The sequence below is a fragment of the Kribbella sp. NPDC050124 genome (assembly GCF_044460355.1).
GTDB lineage: Bacteria > Actinomycetota > Actinomycetes > Propionibacteriales > Kribbellaceae > Kribbella.
Genome location: NZ_JBITJU010000002.1, coordinates 376,507 through 398,212, shown reverse-complemented (window position 1 = coordinate 398,212; position 21,706 = coordinate 376,507). Strand labels below are relative to the sequence as shown.

Below are 21,706 nucleotides of genomic sequence, written 5' to 3'. Positions count from 1 at the left end.
GCAACCATCGGTGGTGACTCCCGATGTTGTGAAAGGAAGCCCATGAGCACCCACGTGGCGGCCACTGCGCCGACCATCGACGACCCCCGGCGGCGGCGCGCGATCCTGGTCGCGGTCTGCGTCGCGCTGATGGCGGTGATCGCCTCGGTGTCCGGCCTGAACGTCGCGCAGCCGGAGCTCGCGGTCACGTTCGACGCCTCCCAGACGGAGGTCCTGTGGTTCATCAACCTCTACACGATCAGCCTGGCTGCGCTACTGCTGCCACTCGGCGCGGCCGGCGACCGGTGGGGCCGCAAACCGGTGCTGCTGGCCGGTCTGCTGCTGTTCGGGGTGGCCAGCGCGGCAGCCGGCTTGGCCACGTCGTCCGGGATGATGCTCGCGGCCCGGCTTGTCAGTGGTGTCGGCGCGGCGATGATCATGCCGGTCACGCTCGCCGTCATCACGTCGGCTTTCCCGGACGAGCACCGGTCGAAGGCGATCGGCGTGTGGACCGGTGTCGCGGGTGGTGGCGGCATCCTCGGGATGTACCTGTCCGCCGTACTGGTCGATCTCGCGAGTTGGCGCTGGCTCTTCGTCCTGCCTGTCGCTCTGGTCGTTGTGGCGATCGTGATGACGCTGCGAGCGGTACCCAACTCGCGTGAGGTGTCGGCGCATCGGTTCGACTTCGCCGGTTCGCTGGCTTCCGTCGTGGCTGTGTTCGGCTTCGTTCTCGCGTTGCACGAGGGGCCGGTGCGGGGTTGGGGCGAGCCTCTGACGCTGCTGAGCCTGGCGGTGGGCGTGATCGGCGCAGTCGCCTTCGTGACCTGGGAACTGCGCCGACCGGCTCCGCTGCTCGACGTACGCCTGTTCCGCGAGCGCGGTCTGGCGAGTGGGTCCGTGTCGCTGCTGACGGTGTTCGGTGTGCAGGCCGGGATCTTCGTCGTACTGTTCCCGTTCTTCCAGGCTGTGCTCGGCTGGTCCGGGTTGCGCTCCACGCTCGCGCTGATGCCGATGGCGCTGTTGATGATGTTCGCCTCCGGGCTGGCACCGCGGCTCGCCGCGCGGATCGGAGGCCGTACGACGATGGCGGCCGGGATCCTGCTCGGGGGCGCCGGTCTGGTGCTGATGGCGACGCTCGTCTCCGCGGACGGCGGCTACGTCGCGATCCTGCCCGGCATGCTCGCGATGGGACTCGGTATGGGCCTGTCGATGACGCCATCCACCGAAGCCATCACCAGCGCGCTGCCACGTGAACGCCAAGGTGTCGCCTCAGCGCTCAACGACGTCACCCGGGAATTCGGCACCGCACTCGGGGTCGCACTGCTTGGCGCTGTGCTGTCCGCCGGCTACCGGAACGCGATCGACCAGCAACTTGCCGGCATCCCCGAACCAGCGGCCGGCGCCGCGCGCGAAGGCATCGCCAACGCCCTCGCCGCTGCCCCCGAAGCCGGTCCCCACGCACCGTCCCTGGTCCGGGCAGCCCAGGAATCCTTTGTCACCGGCTGGCAGCAGGCCATGTGGGCGGGTGCGGTCCTGATGGCACTCCTGTTCCTCTACGTCCTCGCCCGTGGACCTCGGCGAAGCACGAGCGCGTGAACTGGTCGAGGATCAGTCGTAGGTGGCTTCGGCTTGCCAGGTGGTTTGGTGGAGGGTGAAGAGCCAGGCTCGGGTGTCGGCGGTGGTGAACTGGAAGCGGGCGCGGCGGGACTCCTTGTCCGGGTCCCACCAGCGTTCGTCGACGAGCCAGGGACCCGCCCAGGCCGTGATCGGGTGCAGCTTGTTGCTGTCAGCAACTTGAGCGGCGGGCCCGAGGCGGAAGGCGGTGGGGGTGCCGGAGAGCGCGCCGCGGGCGCTGACCGAGACCTGGCTGCCGTCCTCGGCGAGGACCTGGGCGGGAAGCGGGGTGGGGAAGATGGTGGTCGGCGCCAGGGTGGGCCAGCCCGTGGTTCCGGCGGAGCTGATCGACCCTGGCCACGGCTGATCCGCGGGATGGGCCGGCACCGGGCGGTCGCCCCACGGGACCAGTGTCTGCCGCTCGGCGTACCCGCGGCCGCCACCGACCACCACCGACGCGACGGCCCCATGACCGAGCATGCTCTGGACCCGCGACAGCGCCCGGTGGATCCGCTCGTCCGGGCCGCCGCCCCACAGCCCGTCGACGTGTGCGCCGACCGGGTCGACCTGCTCGGGAACGAGTCGGAGCCGTACGACGGGTGACGTCAGCTCGGTGGTCGCCGTACCGCTGCCCTGCAACTGCCAGCGGACCCGATCCACCACGTCCGCCGCGGTGAACCAGCGTGGATGCAACCACTCCCGCTCGTGGATCCGGCCGGACTCGGTGCCTGCCTCGACCCGCAGCATCGTACAGACCAGGCCGAGCTCGGTCAGCCTGGCGATCAGCTCGTCGGCGACCGACCGGACCGCGAAGGCGACCTGGTCGACCCGGTCCACCGCCGGCTCGAAGTCGAGGGTGCGGACGAGCTCCGGCGGAACCTCGCGGCCGGTCACCGAGCGATCGTCGCACCCACAGGCCAGCCGGTGCGCGAAGGCGCCGTCGGGGCCGAACCGAGTCAGCACCTCGGTGGGAGACAGCCGCGCGAACGCACCCAGCGACCGCAGCCCGAGCCGGCGAAGCAGGTCGGTGAGCGCCGGCTGCTCGAACGTGTCGACGCTGAACGGCGCCAGGAACTCCGCCGACTCCCCCGGCGGGACCACCAGGATCCGCGTCTCCGCCGAGCTCGACCGGGCTGCCTGCTCGGCGGCGAACGGACCGTCGGCGATCCCCACCCGGCTCCCGGGCACGTCGAACGTCTCGAGCCGGTCGAGCAGCTTCGCGGCCGCGGCCGGCTCGCTGCCGTAGAACCGGGACGGACCGCGCGCCTTCAACGCGCACATCCCCGGGCGGATCACCTGGATGCCGGGGATGAGCGCCTCCAGACAGCCGATCACCGGATCGAACGAGCGGGCGTCGACCACCGGGTCGTACTTCAGCACGACAAGCTCCGGACAGCGTGACTGCGCGTCCCGGGCGCGCAGTCCGCGGCGCACCCCACCGGCCCGGGCGGCGGCGGAGGTGGCGAGCACCTTGCCCTTCTCCAGTACGGCGATGGGCTCGTCCGGGGAACGCCCGGCCGCCACCGCGGCCGCTGTCACCGGCCAGTCCGGCGCCCAGACCACCATCGTGCGAGTCAGCCCACGCCCCATCACCCCACGTCCCATCAGCCCACCGCCTCGTCCTGCCAGCGCGGACCCTCCGCGCCGACCGACTCGACCGGACGGAAGGCACCGTCCGACGCGGAGCCGACCGCGCGAATGGCACCGTCCGTGGAGTCCGGGCGAAAGGCGGCGTCCGAGGTGGAGTCGATCGAGCGGATGGCGCCGTCCGGTCCGGGGAGCCAGAGCTGGTGCCGGCGTTGGCGCACCGCGGCTCGCCGGCCGGTGACCACGACGGTCGCCTGCCGGGCGGCGAGCAGGCCTTCACCGGACCCTAAGCCGGTCCAGACGTTGCTCTCCACCTCCAGCCGCGCCTCGCTCCCCGGCCAGGAGCCGACTGCGATCAGCACCGCACCCCGGGTCCGCAGACGCGCGGCGAGCCGGGAGGCCTCCCCCGGTGTCACCTCACCCGGCGGACGAACAACCACCACGGTCAGCGCATCGACCAGAGCGGCGACGACGTTGAGCCAGTCGTGCTCCGGATCCGGCACCAGGACCAGACGCTCGAGGTCCACCCCGAGCGCCTGCGCCGCCTCCGCTCCGAACGACGGCAACCCGACCACCCCGCACCACGCCCCCTCCGCGGACGGGCCGGCCATCATCGCCATCACCAGCGCCGACGAACCGCGCACGGAGTACGCCGAACCACCACGCAACCCGGCACCGGCCAGCAACTCGGAGACCGCCGGCACCGTGGGCAGCACCCGATCCACACTCGCGGTGTCCAGAGCCTGCTGCACTCGCGCCTCGGTAGTCCGCGGCGCCACCACCTGTCTCAACCTCACCGGCTCAGCGGTCTCATCCGCTTCCTGAGTCCTGGAGGCCTTCTGTGCCTTGGCACGGGCGAGGAGCGTGCGCGCCTGATCCAGCGCCGTCACCGCCGGCGCCCGATCCGATGCCGCTCTCCCCGTCATGAATCCATGTTCGAACACCTGTTCGAACATGTCAATCCGGTCGTCCACAGCCGATCCGGACACTAGAGTCCAGCGCATGCGGCGGGTGGAGCACGGGCGGTTGGTGGATGCGCTTCGGGTGGTCGAGGACAGCATTGACGAGGCCTGGCGGGCGTTCTGCACCGAGTCAGGCGTAGCAATTGGTACGGCGGAGGTGCAGGAGCTGGCCGAGGTCGTGCTGCAGGACACGTCCGAGTTCGACTGGCGGGTCGTGGACGGTGCGCTCAAGCAGTTGACGTGTAGCGAGTGCGGCTCGGGTCTCGGAGCCGGTCCGGTCGGCTGTGCGAGTTGCGACAAGGCCAACGGCTTCCGGTTCGCCGCACGTGAGGTCGACCGCCCCGACGTACCACCGGGCAACGAGCACGCCATCCGCGTGTCCTCCGCGGTCGCCCGCACCAGGCACAGGTACTCCCCACGAGCCCGCGCCGGCTACGAGCTCTTCCTCCCCGACCTCCTCGCCGGCGCCCTCCCGACCACCCCACAGGCCCAACGCACGAAGGACCTCATCAACCACCTCACCGACGAACAACTGGAACACCTCCTCACCCCCGACGACCTCCTGCGGAAGGACGCCTGAGCAAACATAGGGTGGGGGTATGCCGAGGACTATTGCCACCAATACGAAGGTCGGGGTCGAGGGGCTGCTGGAGTTCGTGCGGCCGCGGCACCACATGTTGCTGATCACCGCTCGGGCGGACGGTACGCCGCAGGCTTCGCCGGTGTCGGGTGGGGTCGACAGCGCGGGCCGCATCGTCATCTCGTCGTACCCGGAGCGCGCGAAGAGCACCAACGTGGAGCGGAACCCGCAGACCAGCGTCGTGGTGCTGTCGGACGACTGGAACGGCCCGTGGGTTCAGGTGGACGGCAGTGGCGAGGTGATCCAGCTGCCGGACGCAGTGGAGCCGCTGGTGGAGTACTACCGGTCGATCTCCGGTGAGCACCCGGACTGGGACGAGTACCGCGAGGCCATGCGGTCGCAGGGCAAGTGCCTGATCCGCGTCACCCCGCAGCGCTGGGGTCCGGTCGCGACAGGTGGCTTCCCAGCCCGGCTGGCCGACTAAAAGGTGCGTACGGCGCTCGTCGTCCACGCGCACCCGGACGACGAGGTCTTCGCAACCGGTGCCGCCACCGCAGTGCTCAGCGCTGCGGGGTGGCACGTCGTACTGCGGGTTGCCACACCAGGCATCGGCGATGCAGCCGACAAGCTGCAAGCCTCGTGCGACTTGCTCGGCATCGGCGAGTGGGACTGGCTGAGCAGCAAGGGCCGCTGGATCGACGACGGTGGGTCAGGCGGTCCGCACACGCTGGCGAGTGCAGAGCCCGATGAGGTCGCGGCAGAGGTCGAGCGCGCCATCAGCGAGCTCCAACCGCAGCTGGTGCTGACCGTCGGCAGGGACGGGCTCACCGGACACCCGGACCACGTAGCCATCTCACGAGCAATGCAACAGCAGCAGTGTCACGCGTTGGGTGCCCGGCTGCGAACACAGGACGTACAAGCGGGCCACAACCACCTGCAGCAACTGCTACCCGGGGAGAAGGTGGGCTCCGGCCTGGTCGTCGGCTGCCAATCAGGACTGAAAGAGATCACCAGCACCGCAGAGGCAGCCCAACAGCGGCGCAAAGCCCTGGACCAGTACTACAACGGCCTGGGTACGACGGACATCCCCGAACTGGTCACCACCTACGGCAGACGCGGCGACTCCCTGCTGCTGCGTGCGATCTTCGACGTGAGTGGCTGGCAGACCGATCGCTTCGAGGTGCTCAGCTCTTCTGGTAGCGCCGCTCCATCGTTTGCGTGATGCGCTTCATCGCGCCCTCGAGGTGTTCGCGCAACGCGGCCTCCGCGCCGGCCTCGTCGTGCGCAACGCACGCGTCGAGGATCGCCTGGTGCTCCCGCCGGGTCTGCTCGATCCGCGCCTTGGTCTGGCGGGAGCCGAACCGGTAGCGCTCGCTGTTCTGCCACACCGGCTCGATCGCGCGCGGCAGCCAGCGCGACCCCCCGGCCCGGTAGATGGCGAAGTGGAACTCGGTGTGCGCCTGCCGGGAGGCGATGTTGTCACCGGCCTTCGAGAGCCGCACGTGCTCGGCCAGCGCAGCCCGGGCCAGCGTGGCGTCCGCGTCGGAGAACCGGGTCGCGGCCGCCCGGACGGCGAGAGACTCCAGCGCCAGCCGGGTCTGGTGCGTGTCGCGCAGGTCCTCCACCGACAGCTCGCGGACCCACGCGCCTTTGTGCGGAACGATCTCGACCAGCCCGAGCGCCTGCATCCGCCGCAGCCCTTCGCGGATCGGCATCTGGCTCATGTCCAGCCGCTTCGCGAGCTCCTCGAGCCGGAGCGCCGTACCACTCGGAAGCTCGCCGGACAGGATGAGTTCGTGCAGTTCGGCGGCCGCCTCCTCGGCGAGGGTGCGACGGCCGGTCGGTCCCCCGGGCGTGAGCTCGAGTCGTCGGGTCATAGGGTGCGGGCTGCCTCTCTCCTCCACTGCACAACTCTGGGAGGTAACCGTAGCGGGCAGTGGGTGATCTGCGGGGCTTCGACAGCAGATTGCTCAGTAACGCTGATTGGTCTAGTCCAGCAAGCCACACCGGCAGCTGCCTCAGAACCCCGTCAGATCAAGGAAAACCCTGCGATCGGAAGCGATCCGGTCCAGCGCGTCGCCGGCGCGGTCGGCAGTCACCACCTCGACGTCCAGCCGCACCTGCACCGGTGCGACCGCAGCCAGCGCCTCGCTGACCGCACCAGGTTCCAGCACTGTTCGTTGCAAGTTCACCGGCAGCACTCGCAGGTCTCGCCCGATCAGCTGGTGCAGGTCGATCGTGGTGAACTCACCAGCCTTGTAACCCAGTACGGCGATTCGCCCGCCCGGAGTGATCTGGCCAAGCACCCCACTGGTGACCGGACCGCCCACAGTGTCGATCGCTGCGTCACACCAAGGCAGCTCACGCCCGACCTGCCCCAGCTCGTCCACTCGCACGATCTGGTCGACCAACGGCGCAGCCGCGTCCACAGCCTCACCAACCCACGCCAGCCCGATCACCCTCTTCGCACCGGCTGCTCGCGCCATCGCTGCGCACAGCCGCCCCAGCAGACTGGTGACTCCAGTGACCACGACCGTCTCGCCGTCCAGTACGGCGGCAACCCGCCGGACCGCTGTGTGCGCCGTCAACGCCGGCGTCAGCAGAGCAAGCGCGACGACAGCATCCAGCTCGGCGGGCAGCCGATGTACGGCGGCATCGGGCACGACGGCGTACCGACCCCAGAGGCCCGGTCTCGTCACACCGACGCCCTCGCCGCGAATCAGCACCGGCGCCCCGGGCTCGAGGTCCGCTGAGGCCACAACGACACCGACGCCCTCGGACCCGGGCACGACGGGCTGCGTCGGTTGTTTGCCGGCCAGCACCGACCTGTCGGCCTGCGTCACCGCGGCCAACCGCATCTCGACCAGCGTCTCGCCTGGCCCGGCGACCAACTCGACCTCTTCGGCCTTCAGTTGCTGACCAGGTCCATGACTGCGCAGCACAGCCCCCGTCCGCGCGTTCATCTCTTCACCCCGCTCACGATTTGATATCTGATCACAACAATGTCCTGACGGAAACCCCGTCTCACGGCGCGACGACCTCCTTCGCCAGCGGCACGGTCAGCTGACCGGCCGCCAGCGCCCGCGGCGCGGACACCGAGTCGCTGCCCATCGGGAACGGCCAGTCGCTGCCGGCCAGCACCCGCTCCGGCCCGAACGTCGAGCCGAGCAACGCCAGTACGGCGTCGTCGTGCACCAAGTCGTCCACGTAGAACCGGCGCAACGCGTCCGCCACCGGTAGCGACGGTGGCTCGATCCCCGGCCGGGCCGTGTCGATCCCCCGCTGCCAGCGGCCGGCCAGCGCCGCCGTCACACCACCCCCATGGCACAGGCAGAACCGGATCCCTGGAAACCGCCCCGGCACATCCGCGAAGACCAGACTGGCCGCGGCCAGGCCGGTCTCGTACGGATTCCCCAGCAGATTCGTCAAGTAGAACGACTCGAGCCGCTTGTCGTCACTGTGCCCCGGGTGGATCAGCGTGAAGGCTTCCAGCGCGTGCAGCACCTCCCACACCGGATCCAGACCCTCGTAGCCCGGAGTACCGAGAGCAAAGCCGCTGAAGACGCCCTCGCGAGCCAGGGCAGCAGCAACCGCCGGTGCGGCCGCATCGAGCAGTGGCAGCTGGCCCAGCACCCGCAGCTGAGGTGTGGCGAGTTCACGCAGGCCCTGGTTCACCAACTCGGCCCACTCGACGCCGGCGTCGTACCGGAAGAGTGCGGGCGGCACGGACACCACAGCACCGTCCAGCTCCTGCTCGTCGATCCACCGCAGGAGTGCGGCCGGGTCGGCCAGCCGTCCGAGCGGCAGCCGCTGTCCGTCGACGAGCAGCGAGCCGTTGTCGACGGACAGCCCGAACTCGCCCTTGTGCGCAGCGGTCAGCACAGTGGGCGGGATCAGGTGGGTGTGGACATCCCAACCGGCCATGTCAGCGGGCGTCCTCGTCGTTGTCGTAGAACGACGGACGCTCCGGGTAGTGCGGCCCGTCGTACACCTCCAGCAGGACGGACGTCTCCTCGGCCAGCGTCGGTCCGTGCACGTTGCCCTTGGGGTTCCAGTAGAAGCTGCCCTTGGTCAGCGTCGTCCCGGTCGGCAGGTACACGTACCGCCCGGACAGGCAGAACATGAACTGGTTCGACGCATGCTTGTGTTCCGACGGGATCCCGGACCCCTTCTCGAACCGCACCAGCGCGATCGACGCCTCGGTCTCCGGGTCACGCCACAGCATCTTGTGGGACAGTCCGCCCAGCGACTTGTCCACCCACTCCAGGTCCTCCGTCTGCAGCAACAACTCGCGCAGCGGCTCGTCGAAGGTCATGACGCCTCCCGCGGTACAGGGCGGCCGGTGATGGCGGAGTAGAGCTCGTCGGCCACACCGGCTCGTAGCGGGGCCACTGCGGCGATGTGTCCGTCCGGTCGGACCAGGACGACGGTGTCCGGGTCCACGCCGTACCTGTCGGTGGCAATGCTGCCCGGGTCGAACAGCGCCCGGTCGCGCAGACCGGAGTCGTGCGGCGCGTCCCACCGGGAGACGGCGTAGTGCTTCAACGCCGGCGAGTCGTTCAGTGGGATGTCCGGTCGCCGCCGTACGTCGGTGAAGTAGAGCGCCACGAACGAGTGCCGGCACAACTCGTGGATCGTCACCCGACCAGACGGGCCTTGCAGCTGAAGGTCCGGCGCCCGGTCACCAGCCCGTACGGCGGGTGGTTCGGGAGCGGTCGCCACCATCGACCAGTCCCCCTCGCCGGTCACGTCCAGCCGCACCGACAGCAGGGTCCGCGTGTACGCCGTCGCCCAGTCACTGCCAGACGCCGTCACCGCTCCGTGTTGGTGGGACATGTACTTGCGAGCCGCCTCGGCCATCTCACCGGAGCCGTTGATCGCCACCGGACGCTGCTCTTGCTCGTATCCGTCCAGCAGGGTCTCGTCCGCCCAGCCCCGCAGTACCCAGGCCAGCCGCCACGGCAGGTTGGACGCGTCCAGCGCACCGGTGTTCAACCCCAGCGCCCACATCGGCGTGATCAGGTGGGCCGCATCGCCCATCAGGAACACCTTCCGGTCCACGGACCACTGGTCCGCAACCCGGTGGTGCACGTTGTAGACGACCGAGCCGAGCAGCTCGATCCGGTCCACCTCACCGATGAACTGCTTCACCTTGACCAGCAGATCCTCGTCCCCAGGCGGCTCCGCACCCGGGCCGAGCGGGAACAGGAACCGCCAGTTGTCCGGCTGCCGGATCAGCACCATCCACTCGGACCGGTCCGCGAAGTACGCCAGGTAGGGGTAGTCACGCGCGTTGTCGACGTCCAGGTCGACCACGACGTCGATCAGCATGTACCGCTCGGGCAGGGTCTCCCCCACCACCGTCACGCCGAGCGCGTCGCGGATCTTGCTCCGGCCACCGTCGCACGCGAGCAGGTGCGACGCCTCCAGCGTCTGCGGTCCCTCCGGTGTCTCCACCTGCAGCACGACACGGTCGTCACGCACCTCGAAGGACGTCAGCCGATGCTGGGTGCGGACCGGCTGCGACAGCGCGGCGGCGAGGATCGGCTCCATCTTCTGCTGCGGCAGGTTGATCACGAACGGGAACTGGGTGTCGTTGACCAGCTCGGCCAGCCGCACCGACGCCCGGGGCGTGTTGCTGGCCCGGTCGATGTCACCGATCTCGTCGATCCGCAGCGCCGCGGCCAGGATGCCGTCGACCGCGCCGTACCGGTTCCAGATCTCCAGGGTGCGGCTGAGCGTCGTACCGGCCTTGGTGTCCGAGGACAGGACCGCGTCCTCCTCGAGCAGCACGAACGGTACGCCGTAGTGCGCCAGGCCGAGCGCCGTCGTCAGGCCGATCGGGCCTGCACCGACGATCGCGACGGGCAACTGATCAGCAGTCACTCATTCACTCCGTGAAGGTTGCGAGCTTGGCAAAGGCGCGTTCGCGGGTCAGCACCGACCCGGTCATCGCGGCCGCGTCGGACAGCAGGAACAGCAGCGGACCGACCACGTCCTCGGGGTCGCCGATACCTATGGTGTCCTGCCAGTGCTCCCGCTCCACACCGGCGTTCGCTCCTCGGAACTGCTCGGTGTCGATCACCCCCGGCGCGGCCACGTTCACCCGCACCCGGTCCGCGGCCACCTCGGCGGCCAGGGACTTCGCGAACGCGATCAGTGCGGCCTTGCTCGACGCGTACGCCGCCGCACCCGCCCACCCCGTGACGGCCATGCCCGACGTGAACACGACCACCGATCCGGACCGCCGCGCCACCATGTGCGGTACGACGGCCTGGCACGCCCACACCACTCCGTCGAGGTTCACCTGCAGCGTCCTGGTCCACTCGGCCGGGTCCATGTCGACCACTGCCGACCGCGGCTGCACCGCAGCGCCCGCGACCAGCCCGTCGATCCGCCCGTAGCGCGCCATCACCACCGCGACGGCGGACTCCACCGACGAGCGATCCGCAACGTCCACCTCGACGTACTCGACCCCCGGACCAGGCTTCACCACGTCGAAGACAACCGCAGTGCCGCCGCACGCTGTCACCGCCTGAGCCAGCGCCGCTCCGATGCCCTGCGCACCACCTGTGATGACCACGACCTCACCGGTCGCGTCGAAGCTCACCCTCATGACGTCTCCTCCGGTTTCGACGGGCTGTGCTGATCCCCCTCTGCCCGCCTCGTCATGGTCTCGGTGATTCGCTGGAACGCGCCAGCCAGGTGGCTGCGCAACGCCTGCTCGGCCGCGTCCGGGTTGCGCGCCACGCACGCGTCCAGGATCGCCTGGTGCTCCACCCGGCTCCGCTCGATCAGCGCTGTGGTGGGCCGGCTGCCGAACCGGTACCGCTCGCTGTTCTGCCAGACCGGCTCGATCGCCCGGGCAAGCCACTGCGACCCACCGGCCCGGTAGATGGCGAAGTGGAAGTCCGCATGCGCCTGCCGCGCCCCCACCGAGTCCTCTGCGCGAGACAGCCGCAGGTGCTCGGCCAGTGCGGCTGTCGCCTTCTGGAAGTCCTCGTCGGCGAAGTGCTCCGCAGCAGCACGTACGGCGAGACTCTCCAACGCCAGCCGGGTCTCATGCGTGTCCCGCAGATCGTCCAGCGACAGGTCCCGGACCCAGGCGCCCCGGTGCGGGATGATCTCGACCAGTCCGAGCGCCTCCAGCCGGCGGAGTCCCTCCCGGACCGGCATCTGGCTCATCTCCAGACGACTCGCGAGCTCGACCAGCCGCAACGGCGTACCGCTCGGAAGCTCGCCGGAGAGGATGAGCTGGTGCAACTCGGCCGCGGCGTGCTCGGCGAGCGTCCGGCGCCCGCCGCGACCGCCACCTGGCAACAGCTCCAACGGACCGCTCATCCACGTCCTCGCTTCGCTGCGGGCACGGATGAACGGGAAAGCGCGCTGTGCTGCATGGTGAACTCGCTCCGCTCGTTCACGCCCCGAGTCACCTTGTTGCGGAGCTCACCGATCTTGTCGGCGCGGGTGACGACCAGGTCGCCCGCCTGCAGGAAGACCTGTGGCTCGCGGGCGTTCCCAATGCCTGCAGGCGTCCCGGTGAGCAGGAGGTCGCCCGGGCGCAGCGTCATACCGAAAGACAGCTCGCTGATGAGTGTGGCGACGTCGAAAGCCATCTGCTTCGTCGACGCATCCTGCCGCACCTCACCGTTGACCAAGCACTGCAGCTGCACGTCCTGCGGATCACCGAGCTCGTCGGCCGTCACGATCCACGGGCCGAGCGGCATGGTGTTGTCGATGCTCTTGCCCTTCAGCCACTGCCCGCCGTGCGCTCGCTGCAGATCCCGCTGCGACACGTCGTTGGCCAGCGTGTAGCCCCAGACGTACTCGAGCGCGTCCGCGGCCGGGATGTTGCGGCCCGTCCTGCCGATCACGAGCGCCAGCTCGGCCTCGTAGTCCCACTTGGTCGAGATGGCCGGGTCCCAGGCGATGTCGTCGTACGGGCCGATGACCGTGTCCGGGCCCTTGGTGAAGAAGGTCGGGTGCTCGGGGCGGTCGACGTCCTGGCCCTCGCGCTTGCCGCGGCTCTCCTCGAAGTGATCCCAGTAGTTCCACCCGGTGCACAGGATGTCCCGCCGGAACCGCCGCAACGGCGGCCGGAGAATGCTTTCACTGTAAGGAATCTCGCCGACCACCGAAGCCGGACCCGAGATCACCTCGGTCAGGTCGTTTGCCGAGAGCAACGACACCGAGTCCCCGTCGAGCACGCCCGGCCGTTCCCGCCCGGCGTGCTCCACCATCACGTACCGCATCTCAAGTCCACTCGACGCCACGCATACTTGCCCCCCAGCTCATGAAACGACCGCAATTGCGCTGATCTCGATCAGATAGTCAGGGTGCGCGAGCTTGCTGACCTCGACCATCGTCGAGGCCGGCAGCGGTTCGGTGAAGTACTGCGCCCGGATCTCGTGGATCTTCGCGAAGTCCTCCATGTTGCGCACGTACACATCCACCCGGCAGACGTCCGCGAGCGTGCCACCGGCCGCCCGCACCGCCGCCTGCACGTTCTCCAGCACCTGCCGGGTCTGCTCCCGGACGTCGCCGACGCCGGCGATGCTGCCGTCCGGCCGGCGCGCGGTCATCCCGGAGACGAACACCAGCCGCCCGGTCGCCTCGACCGTGGTCGCCTGCGAGAACACGCCGTTCGGGCTGTGCAGGTCGGTCGTCGAGACCTGTGTCTTCGGCATCAGTCGTGCACCCCTCCCGCCGGGACGACGGCTCCGACCGCATGCGCGGCCGCCAGCAGGCCGTCCAGCCCGGACCTTTCGATCAGTACGCCGTGCCGCCGTTGATGCGAGGCCCGTTCCGCCTCGATCTCCCCCGGCAGGTACAGCCGGCTCACCCCGGGTGCCGTCGCGCTGTCCCGCACCCGCGCGGCGAGGCCGGACGAGCGGCGCCGGAAGCTGTCCACGCCACCCAGCAGCTCGGGGTCGATCGCCAGGAACAGGTGCGCGCAGTCGTTCGGCCGACCCGGCTCCCGGTACAGCGGCCGCACCCGGTCGCCCCACCCGCCGCCGCTCAGCACACCGGTCAGTACGTCGATCATCAGCGCCAGCCCGAAGCCCTTGTGGCCGGCGGCCGGCAGCAGCATGCCGAGGACAGCCTCTTCGGCGTCCGTGGTCGGGGTCCCGGCCGAGTCGGTCGCCCAGGTGTCCGGGATCGGCCGCCCGGCCGACGCCGCGAGCCGGATCTTGCCGAGGGCAACAGCCGACAGAGCCATGTCGAGCACGATCTCCACGCCCGCCGAGGTCGGCACCGCGACCGCCAGCGGGTTGTTGCCGACGATCCGCTCGGCCCCGCCGGGGGCAGGCATCAACGGAGTCGTGTTGGACATCGCGACGCCGACGCAGCCCGCTTCGCCGGCCTGCATGGCCCAGCGGCTGGCCGCGCCGAAGTGGTGCGCGTTGCGGACCGACACCAGCCCGATCCCGTACCGGCCGGCCCGCTCGATCGCGTGCCCCATCGCCTGCGGGCTCGACAGCTGACCCATCCCGCCGCGCGCGTCCACGACCAGCGCGGCGCCGGCGTCGTACAGAATGTCCAGCTCGCGTTCCCGGGTGACACCGCCGGCGTTCAGGCGCTCGACGTACATCGGGACGAGCATGATGCCGTGCGAGCTGACGCCGCGCAGGTCGGCCTCGACCAGGGCGGCCGCGATCTTGGCGGAGTCCGACGGGTCGAAGCCGAGCGCGCTGAAGACGGCCGACACGGTCGCCTCGAGCCAGGCGGGTCGTACCAGCACCCGGCGGTCGGCGTCGGAAGCCTGAGCTGTCATCGGTTCTCCTGCGCCCAGGGCAGGAACAGGTACTCCAGCAGGACCAGCCCGTAGAACAAGATGATGCTCATGATGCTGAGCAGCGTGATCGCGGCGAACGCCAGCGCGGTGTCGGCACTCGCACCGGACTGCTGGATCACGTACCCCAGGCCCTGGGTGGCGCCGACGAACTCGGCGATCACCGAGCCGATCACGGCCAGCGAGATCGCGACCTTCAGGCCGGTGAAGATCTGCGGCATCGCGTAGCGCAGCCGCAGCTTGAAGAACTCCTGGGCCCGGCTCGCGTTCAGCGACCGGAGCAGCTCGACCAGCTCGACCGGTGTCGACTTCATTCCCTGCGCAGTCGAGATCACGATCGGGAAGAAGCACATCAGCAGCACCATGACCACCTTGGGCCACTGCCCGAAGCCCATCCAGACCACCAGCAGCGGGGCGATCGCGATCTTCGGGATCGCGTTCACCATCAGCAGCAGCGGGTAGACCAGGCGCTCCAGGATCACCGAACGGACGATCAGCAGCGCGATCGGGACGCCGATCACGATCGCCAGCAGGAAGCCCTCGATCGTCTCCAGGAACGAGATGCCGGTCTGCTGCAGCAGGTACGCCGGCTGGTCGAGGAACGTTCGGATCACGTCGTCCGGGCTGGGCAGCAGGTATGACTCGATGGAGAAGACGACAGTGGCCACCCACCACAGCGCGATCGCGCCGATCAGGCCGACGATCGGAAGCAGGACGGCGGCGGTCGGTGACGTGGTGAGCCAGGAGCGCTTCTTCACGGCCGCACCTCGTCGACCGCGCGAGTCTCCTTCTCTGCCAGCAGACCATGCAGGAGACCGCTGATCTGCGCAACCTCGGTCAGGTGCGAGTTCTGGCCCAGGCTGCGCGGCCGCGGGATGTCGATGTCGACGACCTCACGCAACCGGCCCGGACGCGGCGTCAGCACGACCACCCGGTCGGCCAGTACGACGGCCTCCTCGATCGAGTGCGTGACGAACACGATCGTGGTGGACAGCTCCATCTTGATCCGCTGCAGTTCCTCGGACAGCTCGGTCCGGGTGAGCGCGTCGAGCGCGGAGAACGGCTCGTCCATCAGCATCACCTGCGGGTCGCGGATCAGCGACCGGCACAGCGACACCCGCTGCTGCATGCCGCCGGACAGCTCGTGCGGCAGCCGCCGCTCGAACCCGCGTAGACCGACCAGCTCCAACAACTGGTGGGCCCGGTCCCGGTACGCCGCCTTGCCCCGGTCGCCGTCACCGCCGTCGATCTCGACCGGCAGCATCACGTTGGACAGCACCGACCGCCACGGCAGCAGCGCCGGGCGCTGGAACATGAACGAGACGTCCCGGCGCGGTCCGGTGACGGGCTCCCCCGCCACCGTGACCGTGCCGGACGTCGGCGGCAGCAGTCCCGCGATCAGCCGGAGCAGGGTGGACTTGCCACACCCGGACCGGCCGATCAGCGTGACGAACTCGTTCGGCCGGACGTGCAGGTCGATTTCTTCGAGGGCTACGACCCGGCCCTCGCGTCCGTCGAAGACCTGTCCCACACCGTCCAGCCGAATCATCGTGGGCCGGCCTCAGCCTTTCGGCGCGAGGTCGACGGTGACGACGTCGGCGGGCTTGATCGAGCCGGCCGGCTGAATGGCCTTGGCGTTGTCGAGCACGGAGATGATCGTCTGCACCCGGGTCGGGTCGACCGCACCCAGCGGGCCCTTGAAGTTGTCCGGCTTCACGTACGGCTTCATCAGCTCGAGTTCCTTGGTGGCCACCGCGAGGTCGGTCTGCGGCACGTACTTCTTCAGGATCGTGGCCGCCGCGGCCGGGTCGTCGATGGTGTCCTGCAGGCCCTTGAGCAGCGCCTCGGTGAACTTCTTCACTTGGTCCGGGTGGTCCTTGGCCAGGTCGGAGCGGGTGATGATCGCGTTGCCGTACAGGTCCGGCAGCTTCTCGCCGTACGGGAGGGTCTTGACCGTCTGCTTGGCTGCCTTCTCCACCAGCGGGACACCGACCACGAACTGGCCGATGCCGTCCACCTTCTTCGAGGCGAGCAGCTGCGGCAGCGCCGGCGGCGGCGACGGGACAAAGGTGACCGAGTCGGCCGGGATCCCGACGGCCTTGGCGTAGACCGGGAACATCACCTGGTTGGTCGAGCCCGGCTGGTCGCCGATCCGCTTGCCGACCAGGTCCTGCGGCTTGCTGATCGGGCCGCCCTCGAGCACGGCGATCGCGGCCAGCGAGCGCTGGTGGATCATCCCGACCGTGGTGATCGGCAGCTTTTGCTTGCCCAGCGTGATGACCGTGGCGGTGAAGTCGCCGATGCCGTAGTCGGCCTGGCCGCCCGCGACCAGCTTCATCACGTCGACGGTGCCGGAGCCCGGGTTGATGGTGACGTCGAAGCCGGCGTCCTTGAAGTAGCCCTTCTCCAGGGCGACGTAGGCGTAAGCCTCACGACCGAAGGTGTTGAACGAGGTCAGATAGCTGACCTTCTGCAGGCCCGAGTCCTGACTCTGGCCCTCGTCCCCGCTGTTGTTGCACGCACTGACCAGGGCGAGCCCCAGGACCGCCATCACCGCGACGGCGGAACGCCTCAACCTCATATCGACCTCTCTCCTCCGATATTTGATCAAACATCAAATATGGAAGGGTGGTCAATCGGCCCCCGGGGACTTCACAGCGACTTTACGTCCGCTGCGCCGGGTCCCCGCAGAGCCCGCTTGCCACCCGTCCTGGAGCCGTTCCCCATACCTGTCCGCACCGGACGGGCATCCCGCCCCGACCACAGACCGTACCTGCCCGGACAGCGGATCGCGACGCCGATCGGCTCCGAACCCGTCCTTCCCCCGTCAAATTTTCGTAAACCCTCCGTGGCGAGTGACGCACCCCACGTATTTCTTCGAACAACTGTTCCCTCCGGGGAGGGAGGTGGCGTGCGCCGCGGTTTGGGACCATATGAGGGTGGTGGACGGACTGGTGCCTGAGTCGGCGGCCTCCGGGCGTGCAGCGGCGCGTCCGGCGGGCAGACTCGCGCGTACGGCGTCCGCGCTGGTCCGCGGCGTCGGCTGCCTCGGCCGGGCGTCGACGTACCTGCGCTGGGTCTACCTGCTGCTCGGGGCGGCGCTGGTGCTGGCGTTCATCCTGGTCGACAGCGCGCTCGGGGCGCTCGCCCAGGATCTGCACCTGCCGGTTGTTGCCAGCGGCATCCTCATCGGCATCCTGGTCGTCGGCCCGCCGATCGCGCTCGGCATCCTGCCCGCGGTCCGCGAGGTCGAGGGCATCGCGGTCGAGTCGCTGCTCGGCGTCCGGTTCGAGGAGCGCCCACTCGGCCCGGCCCGGACCTGGGCACAGCGCCGCCGGACCACGACCTGGTTCTGCCTGCACCTGATCACCGGCGGCATCGTCGGCACGCTGAGCACGATCGTCTTCGGCCTCGGCGCGGTGTTGCTCGCGGCCCCTTTCCGCTCCCCCGGCCGGCACGAGCTGATGCCGGACATCAGCTACGAGATCAGCGGTGGCTGGCGCGACCTCTGGATGCCCGCCGCCGCACTGGGCGGGATCGTCGGGCTGTTCCTCCTGTCCGCCGCTGTCGGCGCGCTGCTCGCCTACCTCGCTCCGCGCGTGCTCGGTCCGACCTCGGCGGAGCGCATCGAGCTGCTGGAGCGCCGTACGGCGACACTTGCCGAGCGCAACCGTCTCGCCCGGGAGCTGCACGACAGCGTCGGGCATGCGCTGAGCCTGGTCACCATCCAGGCGGCCGCGGCGCGCCGGGTGCTGGCGACCGACCCGGAGTTCGCCGAGACCGCGCTGGCGGCGATGGAGACCTCGGCCCGCAACGCGCTGGCCGAGCTGGACCACGTGCTCGGCCTGCTCCGGGACGACCGGCGGCCGGGATCACAGACCGCGCCACAGGCGACCCTGGGCGATCTCCCCCGGCTGGTCGAGGCCACCCGGGCGGGCGGGATCACGGTCGAGGTCCAGCAGGACGGCGACCTCGGCAGCCTTCCGGCGGCGGTCAGCCGGGAGGCGTACCGGATCGTCCAGGAGGGCCTGACCAACGCCATCCGGCACGCCGGTCGCCCGGCCGGTGAGCTCACCGTGCACCTGACGATCCGCCTGGACGCCTTCGGGCTGCGGCTCGAGCTGACCAACCCGGTCAGCGGCGGCTCGGACCACGCGGGTGGTGGCCGTGGACTGGCCGGGATCCGTGAAAGAGTCGCCGTACTGCGGGGCACCGTCGACGCCGGCCTGGACGGCGACGTCTGGCGGCTCGCGGTCACACTTCCGGTCGCAGTGACGACGAAGGGCTGAGATGAACCTGTCGGTGGTCGTGGTCGACGACGAGCCGTTGATCCGCAGCGGGCTGCGCGCCATCATCAACGCCGAGCCCGACCTGGAGGTGGTCGGGGAGGCCGGCGACGGCGCCGAGGTGCTGCCGATCGTCCGCCGGACCGGCGCGGACGTCGTGCTGATGGATGTCCGGATGCCTGCCGTCGACGGCATCCAGGCGACCCGGCTGCTGCTGGAGAACCTCGATCCGGCGCCGCGGGTGCTCGTCGTCACGACGTTCGAGAACGACGACTACGTGTACGACGCGCTGCGCGCCGGCGCCTCCGGGTTCCTGCTGAAGCGGACGCCGCCGGACGACATCATCGCCGCGATCCGGACCGTCGCGGGCAGCGAGTCACTGCTCTTCCCGGAGGCGATCCGCGCGCTCGCCCTCGCACACGTGGGCGCAGAGCAGTCGAAGCAGAACGGCCTGGACGAGTACCAGCTGACCGAGCGGGAGCAAGAGGTGCTGCGCCTGATGGCCAAGGGACTGTCGAACGCGGAGATCGCGGACGAGCTGATCCTGGGCCTGCAGACGGTCAAGACCCACGTCGCGAACGTGCTCGCGAAGCTGAACGCCCGGGACCGCACCCAGGCCGTGATCCGCGCCTACGAGTCAGGCTTCGTGCCACTCCATTAAGTGCTGGCGGGGTCGTCGGTTTCGGCCAGCACGCAGGCGTTGTGCAGGGGGTCGACCGCGTTGGCCTTCATCGCCACCCGCTGGAGCAGCATCCGGAAGCTGGCGCGCTCGGCTTGGTCCAGGCTGCCGAGGATCTCGTCCTCAGCGGTGGACAGCCGGCGCTCCAGATCGCAGAGCGTCTCCTTGCCCTCGTCGGTCGGCACGATCAGCCGCGCCCGCCGGTCGGCTGGGTCAGCCTGCCGCTGCACCAAGCCGGCCTTCTCCAGGTCATCCAGTAGGTAGGTCATGACGGTCCGGTCCACGCCGAGTTGGGCAGCCAGATCGAGCTGCCGCCTCGGGCCCTCGGCAACCGTCGTCGCCAGCACCTGATAGCCGCGCGGTCCACCGGGCACGTCGTCGAGCGACTCGGCAGCCGCCTTCGCGTACCGCCGGAACACCACGCCCAGCGCCCAGCCCAGGTCCGACTCGACCGGGGCGCCGCTAGCGACCCGTGGCTCCACCCCGCCGGCGCCCCGGCGCGCCACCTCACGGGCGATCCGGCCTTTGACGTCGGGCGAAGTACTGGTCATGTCCCCATCGTACGTGGTGTACGCCACCCGGAATACGATCTAACTTGAATATGTTCTGCTCCACAGACTATCTTCGGATCAGCTCATTTCGAGTAGCCCCCTCACGACGATGGAGACAACCTGATGTCCACCCTGCTACGTGTCGACGCCAGCCTCCGGCTCGACGGATCGGTCAGCCGCGCCCTGGCGGACAGCGCGGAGGCCGCCTGGAAGGCGGAGCACCCGGACGGTGTGGTGGTACGGCGCGACCTCGGTCAGCACCAGCTCCCGGTGACCGCCTGGCCGGCGCTGGTGACTGCGAAGCTCGGCGGCGATCCCGGTCCGGAGCTCGCCGAGGCCAAGGCGCTGGCCGAGGAGCTCGCCGCCGAGATCAAGGCCGCCGACGCGGTCCTGCTCGCCGTGCCGCTGTACAACTACGGCATCGCCCAGCACGTGAAGACCTGGATCGACCTGCTGCTGATCGACCCCGAACTGGTCTACGGCCCGAGCCCGATCGCCGGCCGACCGGCGATCCTCACGCTCGCCCGCGGCGGCGGCTACAGCCCCGGCACCCCGAAGCACGGCTGGGACCACGCCACGCCGTACCTGGAGCGCATCTTCGGCGACGTGTTCGGCATGAACGTCCGGATCGCCGCCGCCGAGCTCACCCTCGCCCCGGTCACCCCCGGCATGGAAGAACTCATCGACGCCTCGAAGGTGTCCGAGTCCGAGGCGCACGTCACCGCTGAGCAGCACGGCACCGTGGTGGCCCGCGAACTCACCGCCAACGCCGCCTGACGGCTGCTCCAGGCAGCGCGCCGCGGTGATGCCGAGCTCGAGCCGGCATCACTCAGGCGACTTGCCATGTTGAGAGCGTGACGGACAGCGTGACGACTGACGGCTCTGGGAGTACGGCGATCTGGGCCGCGAGCTCGCGGTGGTTCAGGTGGCGCGCGCTCGGGGTCATCAGCACCAACTGCTCGATCGCGGTCCGGTCGAGCCGCATGACCGACTCGACCAGCTCGGTGCCGGCCTGCTCGAACTTCCCGGCCAGCGACTCCTGCAGCCGGCGTTCCTTCTCCTGATCGACCTTCACCAGCCCGAGTACGCCGACCAACTCGGCCAGGTGCTCCTGGTTCGGCGTGACCACGAGCAGGGTGCCGCCGGGCGCGAGTACCCGGGCCATCTCGGCGGCGTTGCGCGGGGCGAACACGTTCAGCATCAGCTGCGCCGAGTCGTCGAGCAACGGCAGCTCCTGCCACGCGTCGCAGACCACGGATCCGATCCGCCGGTCCACCTTGGCTGCCCGGCGCGCGGCGTACCTGGAGACGTCCAGGGCGATCCCGCGGCGGCCGGGTGCCGTGCCGAGGACGCCGGACAGGTAGTAGGCGGTGCCGGCGCCGACCTCCACCAGCAGATCGTCCTCCCGCAGTCCGGCCGCGGCGAGGATCAGCGCGTCCCGGATGGGCGCGTAGTGGCCGCCGCCGAGGAACACCGTGCGGGCACCGACCATCGCGGCCGAGTCGCCGTCGATCCCGCTTGATGCTGACGGCAACAGGTTGAGGTAGCCCTGCTTGGCCAGGTCGTACGAGTGGCCTTGCGAGCACCCCGCCGTACGCCCGGTCAGCGCCAGCGCGTCGCTGCAGACGGGACAGCGCAGAACGGTGACCAGGTCGGCTTCCACCGTCCCATTGTC

24 protein-coding genes are annotated in these 21,706 nt (G+C 69.7%); 7 read left to right on the top strand and 17 right to left on the bottom strand.

What is annotated here, in order from left to right:
* Nucleotides 1–42: 42 nt before the first annotated feature.
* Nucleotides 43–1,575, top strand: coding sequence for an MFS transporter (locus ACIBL3_RS08740; protein ID WP_396352663.1), 1,533 nt, complete (start codon nt 43–45; stop codon nt 1,573–1,575).
* Nucleotides 1,576–1,587: 12 nt separating this feature from the next.
* On the opposite strand, the gene ACIBL3_RS08735 is transcribed toward ACIBL3_RS08740, so the two are convergent.
* Nucleotides 1,588–3,198, bottom strand: a complete 1,611-nt coding sequence (locus tag ACIBL3_RS08735) for a DNA polymerase Y family protein (protein WP_396352662.1) — start codon at nt 3,196–3,198, stop codon at nt 1,588–1,590.
* On the bottom strand, nt 3,198–3,959 hold the full coding sequence (locus ACIBL3_RS08730; protein WP_396352661.1) for a hypothetical protein: 762 nt from the start codon (nt 3,957–3,959) through the stop codon (nt 3,198–3,200). Before ACIBL3_RS08730 ends, ACIBL3_RS08735 begins: the two co-directional genes overlap by 1 nt.
* 223 nt (nt 3,960–4,182) lie before the next feature.
* Here ACIBL3_RS08730 and ACIBL3_RS08725 point away from each other — a divergent pair, with 223 nt between their 5' ends.
* Genes ACIBL3_RS08725 through ACIBL3_RS08715 form a run of 3 tightly spaced genes read left to right on the top strand, consistent with a single transcriptional unit; the run spans nt 4,183 to nt 5,944 of the window.
* The gene (locus ACIBL3_RS08725) at nt 4,183–4,722 is read left to right on the top strand and encodes a hypothetical protein (RefSeq protein WP_396352660.1); all 540 of its coding nucleotides are present in this window, start codon (nt 4,183–4,185) and stop codon (nt 4,720–4,722) included.
* Nucleotides 4,723–4,741: 19 nt separating this feature from the next.
* A complete protein-coding gene (locus ACIBL3_RS08720; protein ID WP_396352659.1) occupies nt 4,742–5,206 on the top strand; it encodes a PPOX class F420-dependent oxidoreductase in 465 nt (154 codons plus the stop codon).
* Nucleotides 5,207–5,209: 3 nt separating this feature from the next.
* Nucleotides 5,210–5,944, top strand: a complete 735-nt coding sequence (locus ACIBL3_RS08715) for a PIG-L family deacetylase (protein ID WP_396352658.1) — start codon at nt 5,210–5,212, stop codon at nt 5,942–5,944.
* Here the strand turns inward: ACIBL3_RS08715 and ACIBL3_RS08710 are convergent.
* The 13 genes from ACIBL3_RS08710 to ACIBL3_RS08650 form a co-directional block, all read right to left on the bottom strand.
* Nucleotides 5,907–6,599 (bottom strand): GntR family transcriptional regulator, encoded by a 693-nt coding sequence (locus tag ACIBL3_RS08710; RefSeq protein ID WP_396352657.1) that lies wholly within the window; start codon nt 6,597–6,599, stop codon nt 5,907–5,909. The genes ACIBL3_RS08715 and ACIBL3_RS08710 overlap by 38 nt on opposite strands.
* Nucleotides 6,600–6,740: 141 nt before the next feature.
* A complete protein-coding gene (locus ACIBL3_RS08705) occupies nt 6,741–7,685 on the bottom strand; it encodes an alcohol dehydrogenase catalytic domain-containing protein (protein ID WP_396352656.1) in 945 nt (314 codons plus the stop codon).
* Nucleotides 7,686–7,746: 61 nt separating this feature from the next.
* Complete coding sequence (locus ACIBL3_RS08700; RefSeq protein ID WP_396352655.1) at nt 7,747–8,646, bottom strand: amidohydrolase family protein; 900 nt, start codon at nt 8,644–8,646, stop codon at nt 7,747–7,749.
* A gap of 1 nt (nt 8,647) precedes the next feature.
* On the bottom strand, nt 8,648–9,037 hold the full coding sequence (locus ACIBL3_RS08695; RefSeq protein WP_396352654.1) for a cupin domain-containing protein: 390 nt from the start codon (nt 9,035–9,037) through the stop codon (nt 8,648–8,650).
* Nucleotides 9,034–10,608, bottom strand: a complete 1,575-nt coding sequence (locus ACIBL3_RS08690; protein WP_396352653.1) for an FAD-dependent monooxygenase — start codon at nt 10,606–10,608, stop codon at nt 9,034–9,036. The genes ACIBL3_RS08695 and ACIBL3_RS08690 overlap by 4 nt, the downstream gene beginning before the upstream one ends.
* Nucleotides 10,609–10,612: 4 nt before the next feature.
* Nucleotides 10,613–11,338 carry an SDR family NAD(P)-dependent oxidoreductase gene (locus ACIBL3_RS08685; RefSeq protein ID WP_396352652.1) on the bottom strand — a complete coding sequence of 242 codons (726 nt, stop codon included), beginning with the start codon at nt 11,336–11,338 and terminating at the stop codon, nt 10,613–10,615.
* Entirely contained in the window at nt 11,335–12,063 is a 729-nt protein-coding gene (locus ACIBL3_RS08680; RefSeq protein ID WP_396352651.1) for a GntR family transcriptional regulator, read from the bottom strand. Before ACIBL3_RS08680 ends, ACIBL3_RS08685 begins: the two co-directional genes overlap by 4 nt.
* Nucleotides 12,060–12,974 carry a fumarylacetoacetate hydrolase family protein gene (locus ACIBL3_RS08675; RefSeq protein ID WP_396352650.1) on the bottom strand — a complete coding sequence of 305 codons (915 nt, stop codon included), beginning with the start codon at nt 12,972–12,974 and terminating at the stop codon, nt 12,060–12,062. Before ACIBL3_RS08675 ends, ACIBL3_RS08680 begins: the two co-directional genes overlap by 4 nt.
* 39 nt (nt 12,975–13,013) lie before the next feature.
* The gene (locus ACIBL3_RS08670; protein WP_396352649.1) at nt 13,014–13,409 is read right to left on the bottom strand and encodes a RidA family protein; all 396 of its coding nucleotides are present in this window, start codon (nt 13,407–13,409) and stop codon (nt 13,014–13,016) included.
* Nucleotides 13,409–14,497 carry an Ldh family oxidoreductase gene (locus ACIBL3_RS08665; RefSeq protein WP_396352648.1) on the bottom strand — a complete coding sequence of 363 codons (1,089 nt, stop codon included), beginning with the start codon at nt 14,495–14,497 and terminating at the stop codon, nt 13,409–13,411. The genes ACIBL3_RS08670 and ACIBL3_RS08665 overlap by 1 nt, the downstream gene beginning before the upstream one ends.
* Nucleotides 14,494–15,273: an ABC transporter permease gene (locus ACIBL3_RS08660; RefSeq protein ID WP_396352647.1), complete on the bottom strand. Its 780-nt coding sequence runs from the start codon at nt 15,271–15,273 to the stop codon at nt 14,494–14,496. The genes ACIBL3_RS08665 and ACIBL3_RS08660 overlap by 4 nt, the downstream gene beginning before the upstream one ends.
* Nucleotides 15,270–16,064 (bottom strand): ABC transporter ATP-binding protein, encoded by a 795-nt coding sequence (locus tag ACIBL3_RS08655; RefSeq protein WP_396352646.1) that lies wholly within the window; start codon nt 16,062–16,064, stop codon nt 15,270–15,272. The genes ACIBL3_RS08660 and ACIBL3_RS08655 overlap by 4 nt, the downstream gene beginning before the upstream one ends.
* A gap of 12 nt (nt 16,065–16,076) precedes the next feature.
* Nucleotides 16,077–17,096, bottom strand: a complete 1,020-nt coding sequence (locus ACIBL3_RS08650) for an ABC transporter substrate-binding protein (RefSeq protein ID WP_396352645.1) — start codon at nt 17,094–17,096, stop codon at nt 16,077–16,079.
* A gap of 358 nt (nt 17,097–17,454) precedes the next feature.
* On the opposite strand from ACIBL3_RS08650, the gene ACIBL3_RS08645 reads away from it, so the two are divergent.
* Together ACIBL3_RS08645 and ACIBL3_RS08640 are read left to right on the top strand one after the other, a co-directional pair.
* Complete coding sequence (locus tag ACIBL3_RS08645; RefSeq protein ID WP_396352644.1) at nt 17,455–18,804, top strand: sensor histidine kinase; 1,350 nt, start codon at nt 17,455–17,457, stop codon at nt 18,802–18,804.
* A 1-nt stretch (nt 18,805) separates the two neighbouring features.
* Nucleotides 18,806–19,462 carry a response regulator gene (locus ACIBL3_RS08640; RefSeq protein ID WP_396352643.1) on the top strand — a complete coding sequence of 219 codons (657 nt, stop codon included), beginning with the start codon at nt 18,806–18,808 and terminating at the stop codon, nt 19,460–19,462.
* Here ACIBL3_RS08640 and ACIBL3_RS08635 read toward each other — a convergent pair.
* A complete protein-coding gene (locus tag ACIBL3_RS08635; RefSeq protein ID WP_396352642.1) occupies nt 19,459–20,031 on the bottom strand; it encodes a MarR family winged helix-turn-helix transcriptional regulator in 573 nt (190 codons plus the stop codon). The two genes, ACIBL3_RS08640 and ACIBL3_RS08635, sit on opposite strands and share 4 nt — an antisense overlap.
* A 123-nt stretch (nt 20,032–20,154) precedes the next feature.
* Here ACIBL3_RS08635 and ACIBL3_RS08630 point away from each other — a divergent pair, with 123 nt between their 5' ends.
* Nucleotides 20,155–20,808, top strand: coding sequence for an FMN-dependent NADH-azoreductase (locus tag ACIBL3_RS08630; RefSeq protein ID WP_396352641.1), 654 nt, complete (start codon nt 20,155–20,157; stop codon nt 20,806–20,808).
* Nucleotides 20,809–20,860: 52 nt separating this feature from the next.
* Here the strand turns inward: ACIBL3_RS08630 and ACIBL3_RS08625 are convergent, their stop codons facing one another.
* On the bottom strand, nt 20,861–21,694 hold the full coding sequence (locus tag ACIBL3_RS08625; RefSeq protein ID WP_396352640.1) for a putative RNA methyltransferase: 834 nt from the start codon (nt 21,692–21,694) through the stop codon (nt 20,861–20,863).
* Nucleotides 21,695–21,706: the final 12 nt, after the last annotated feature.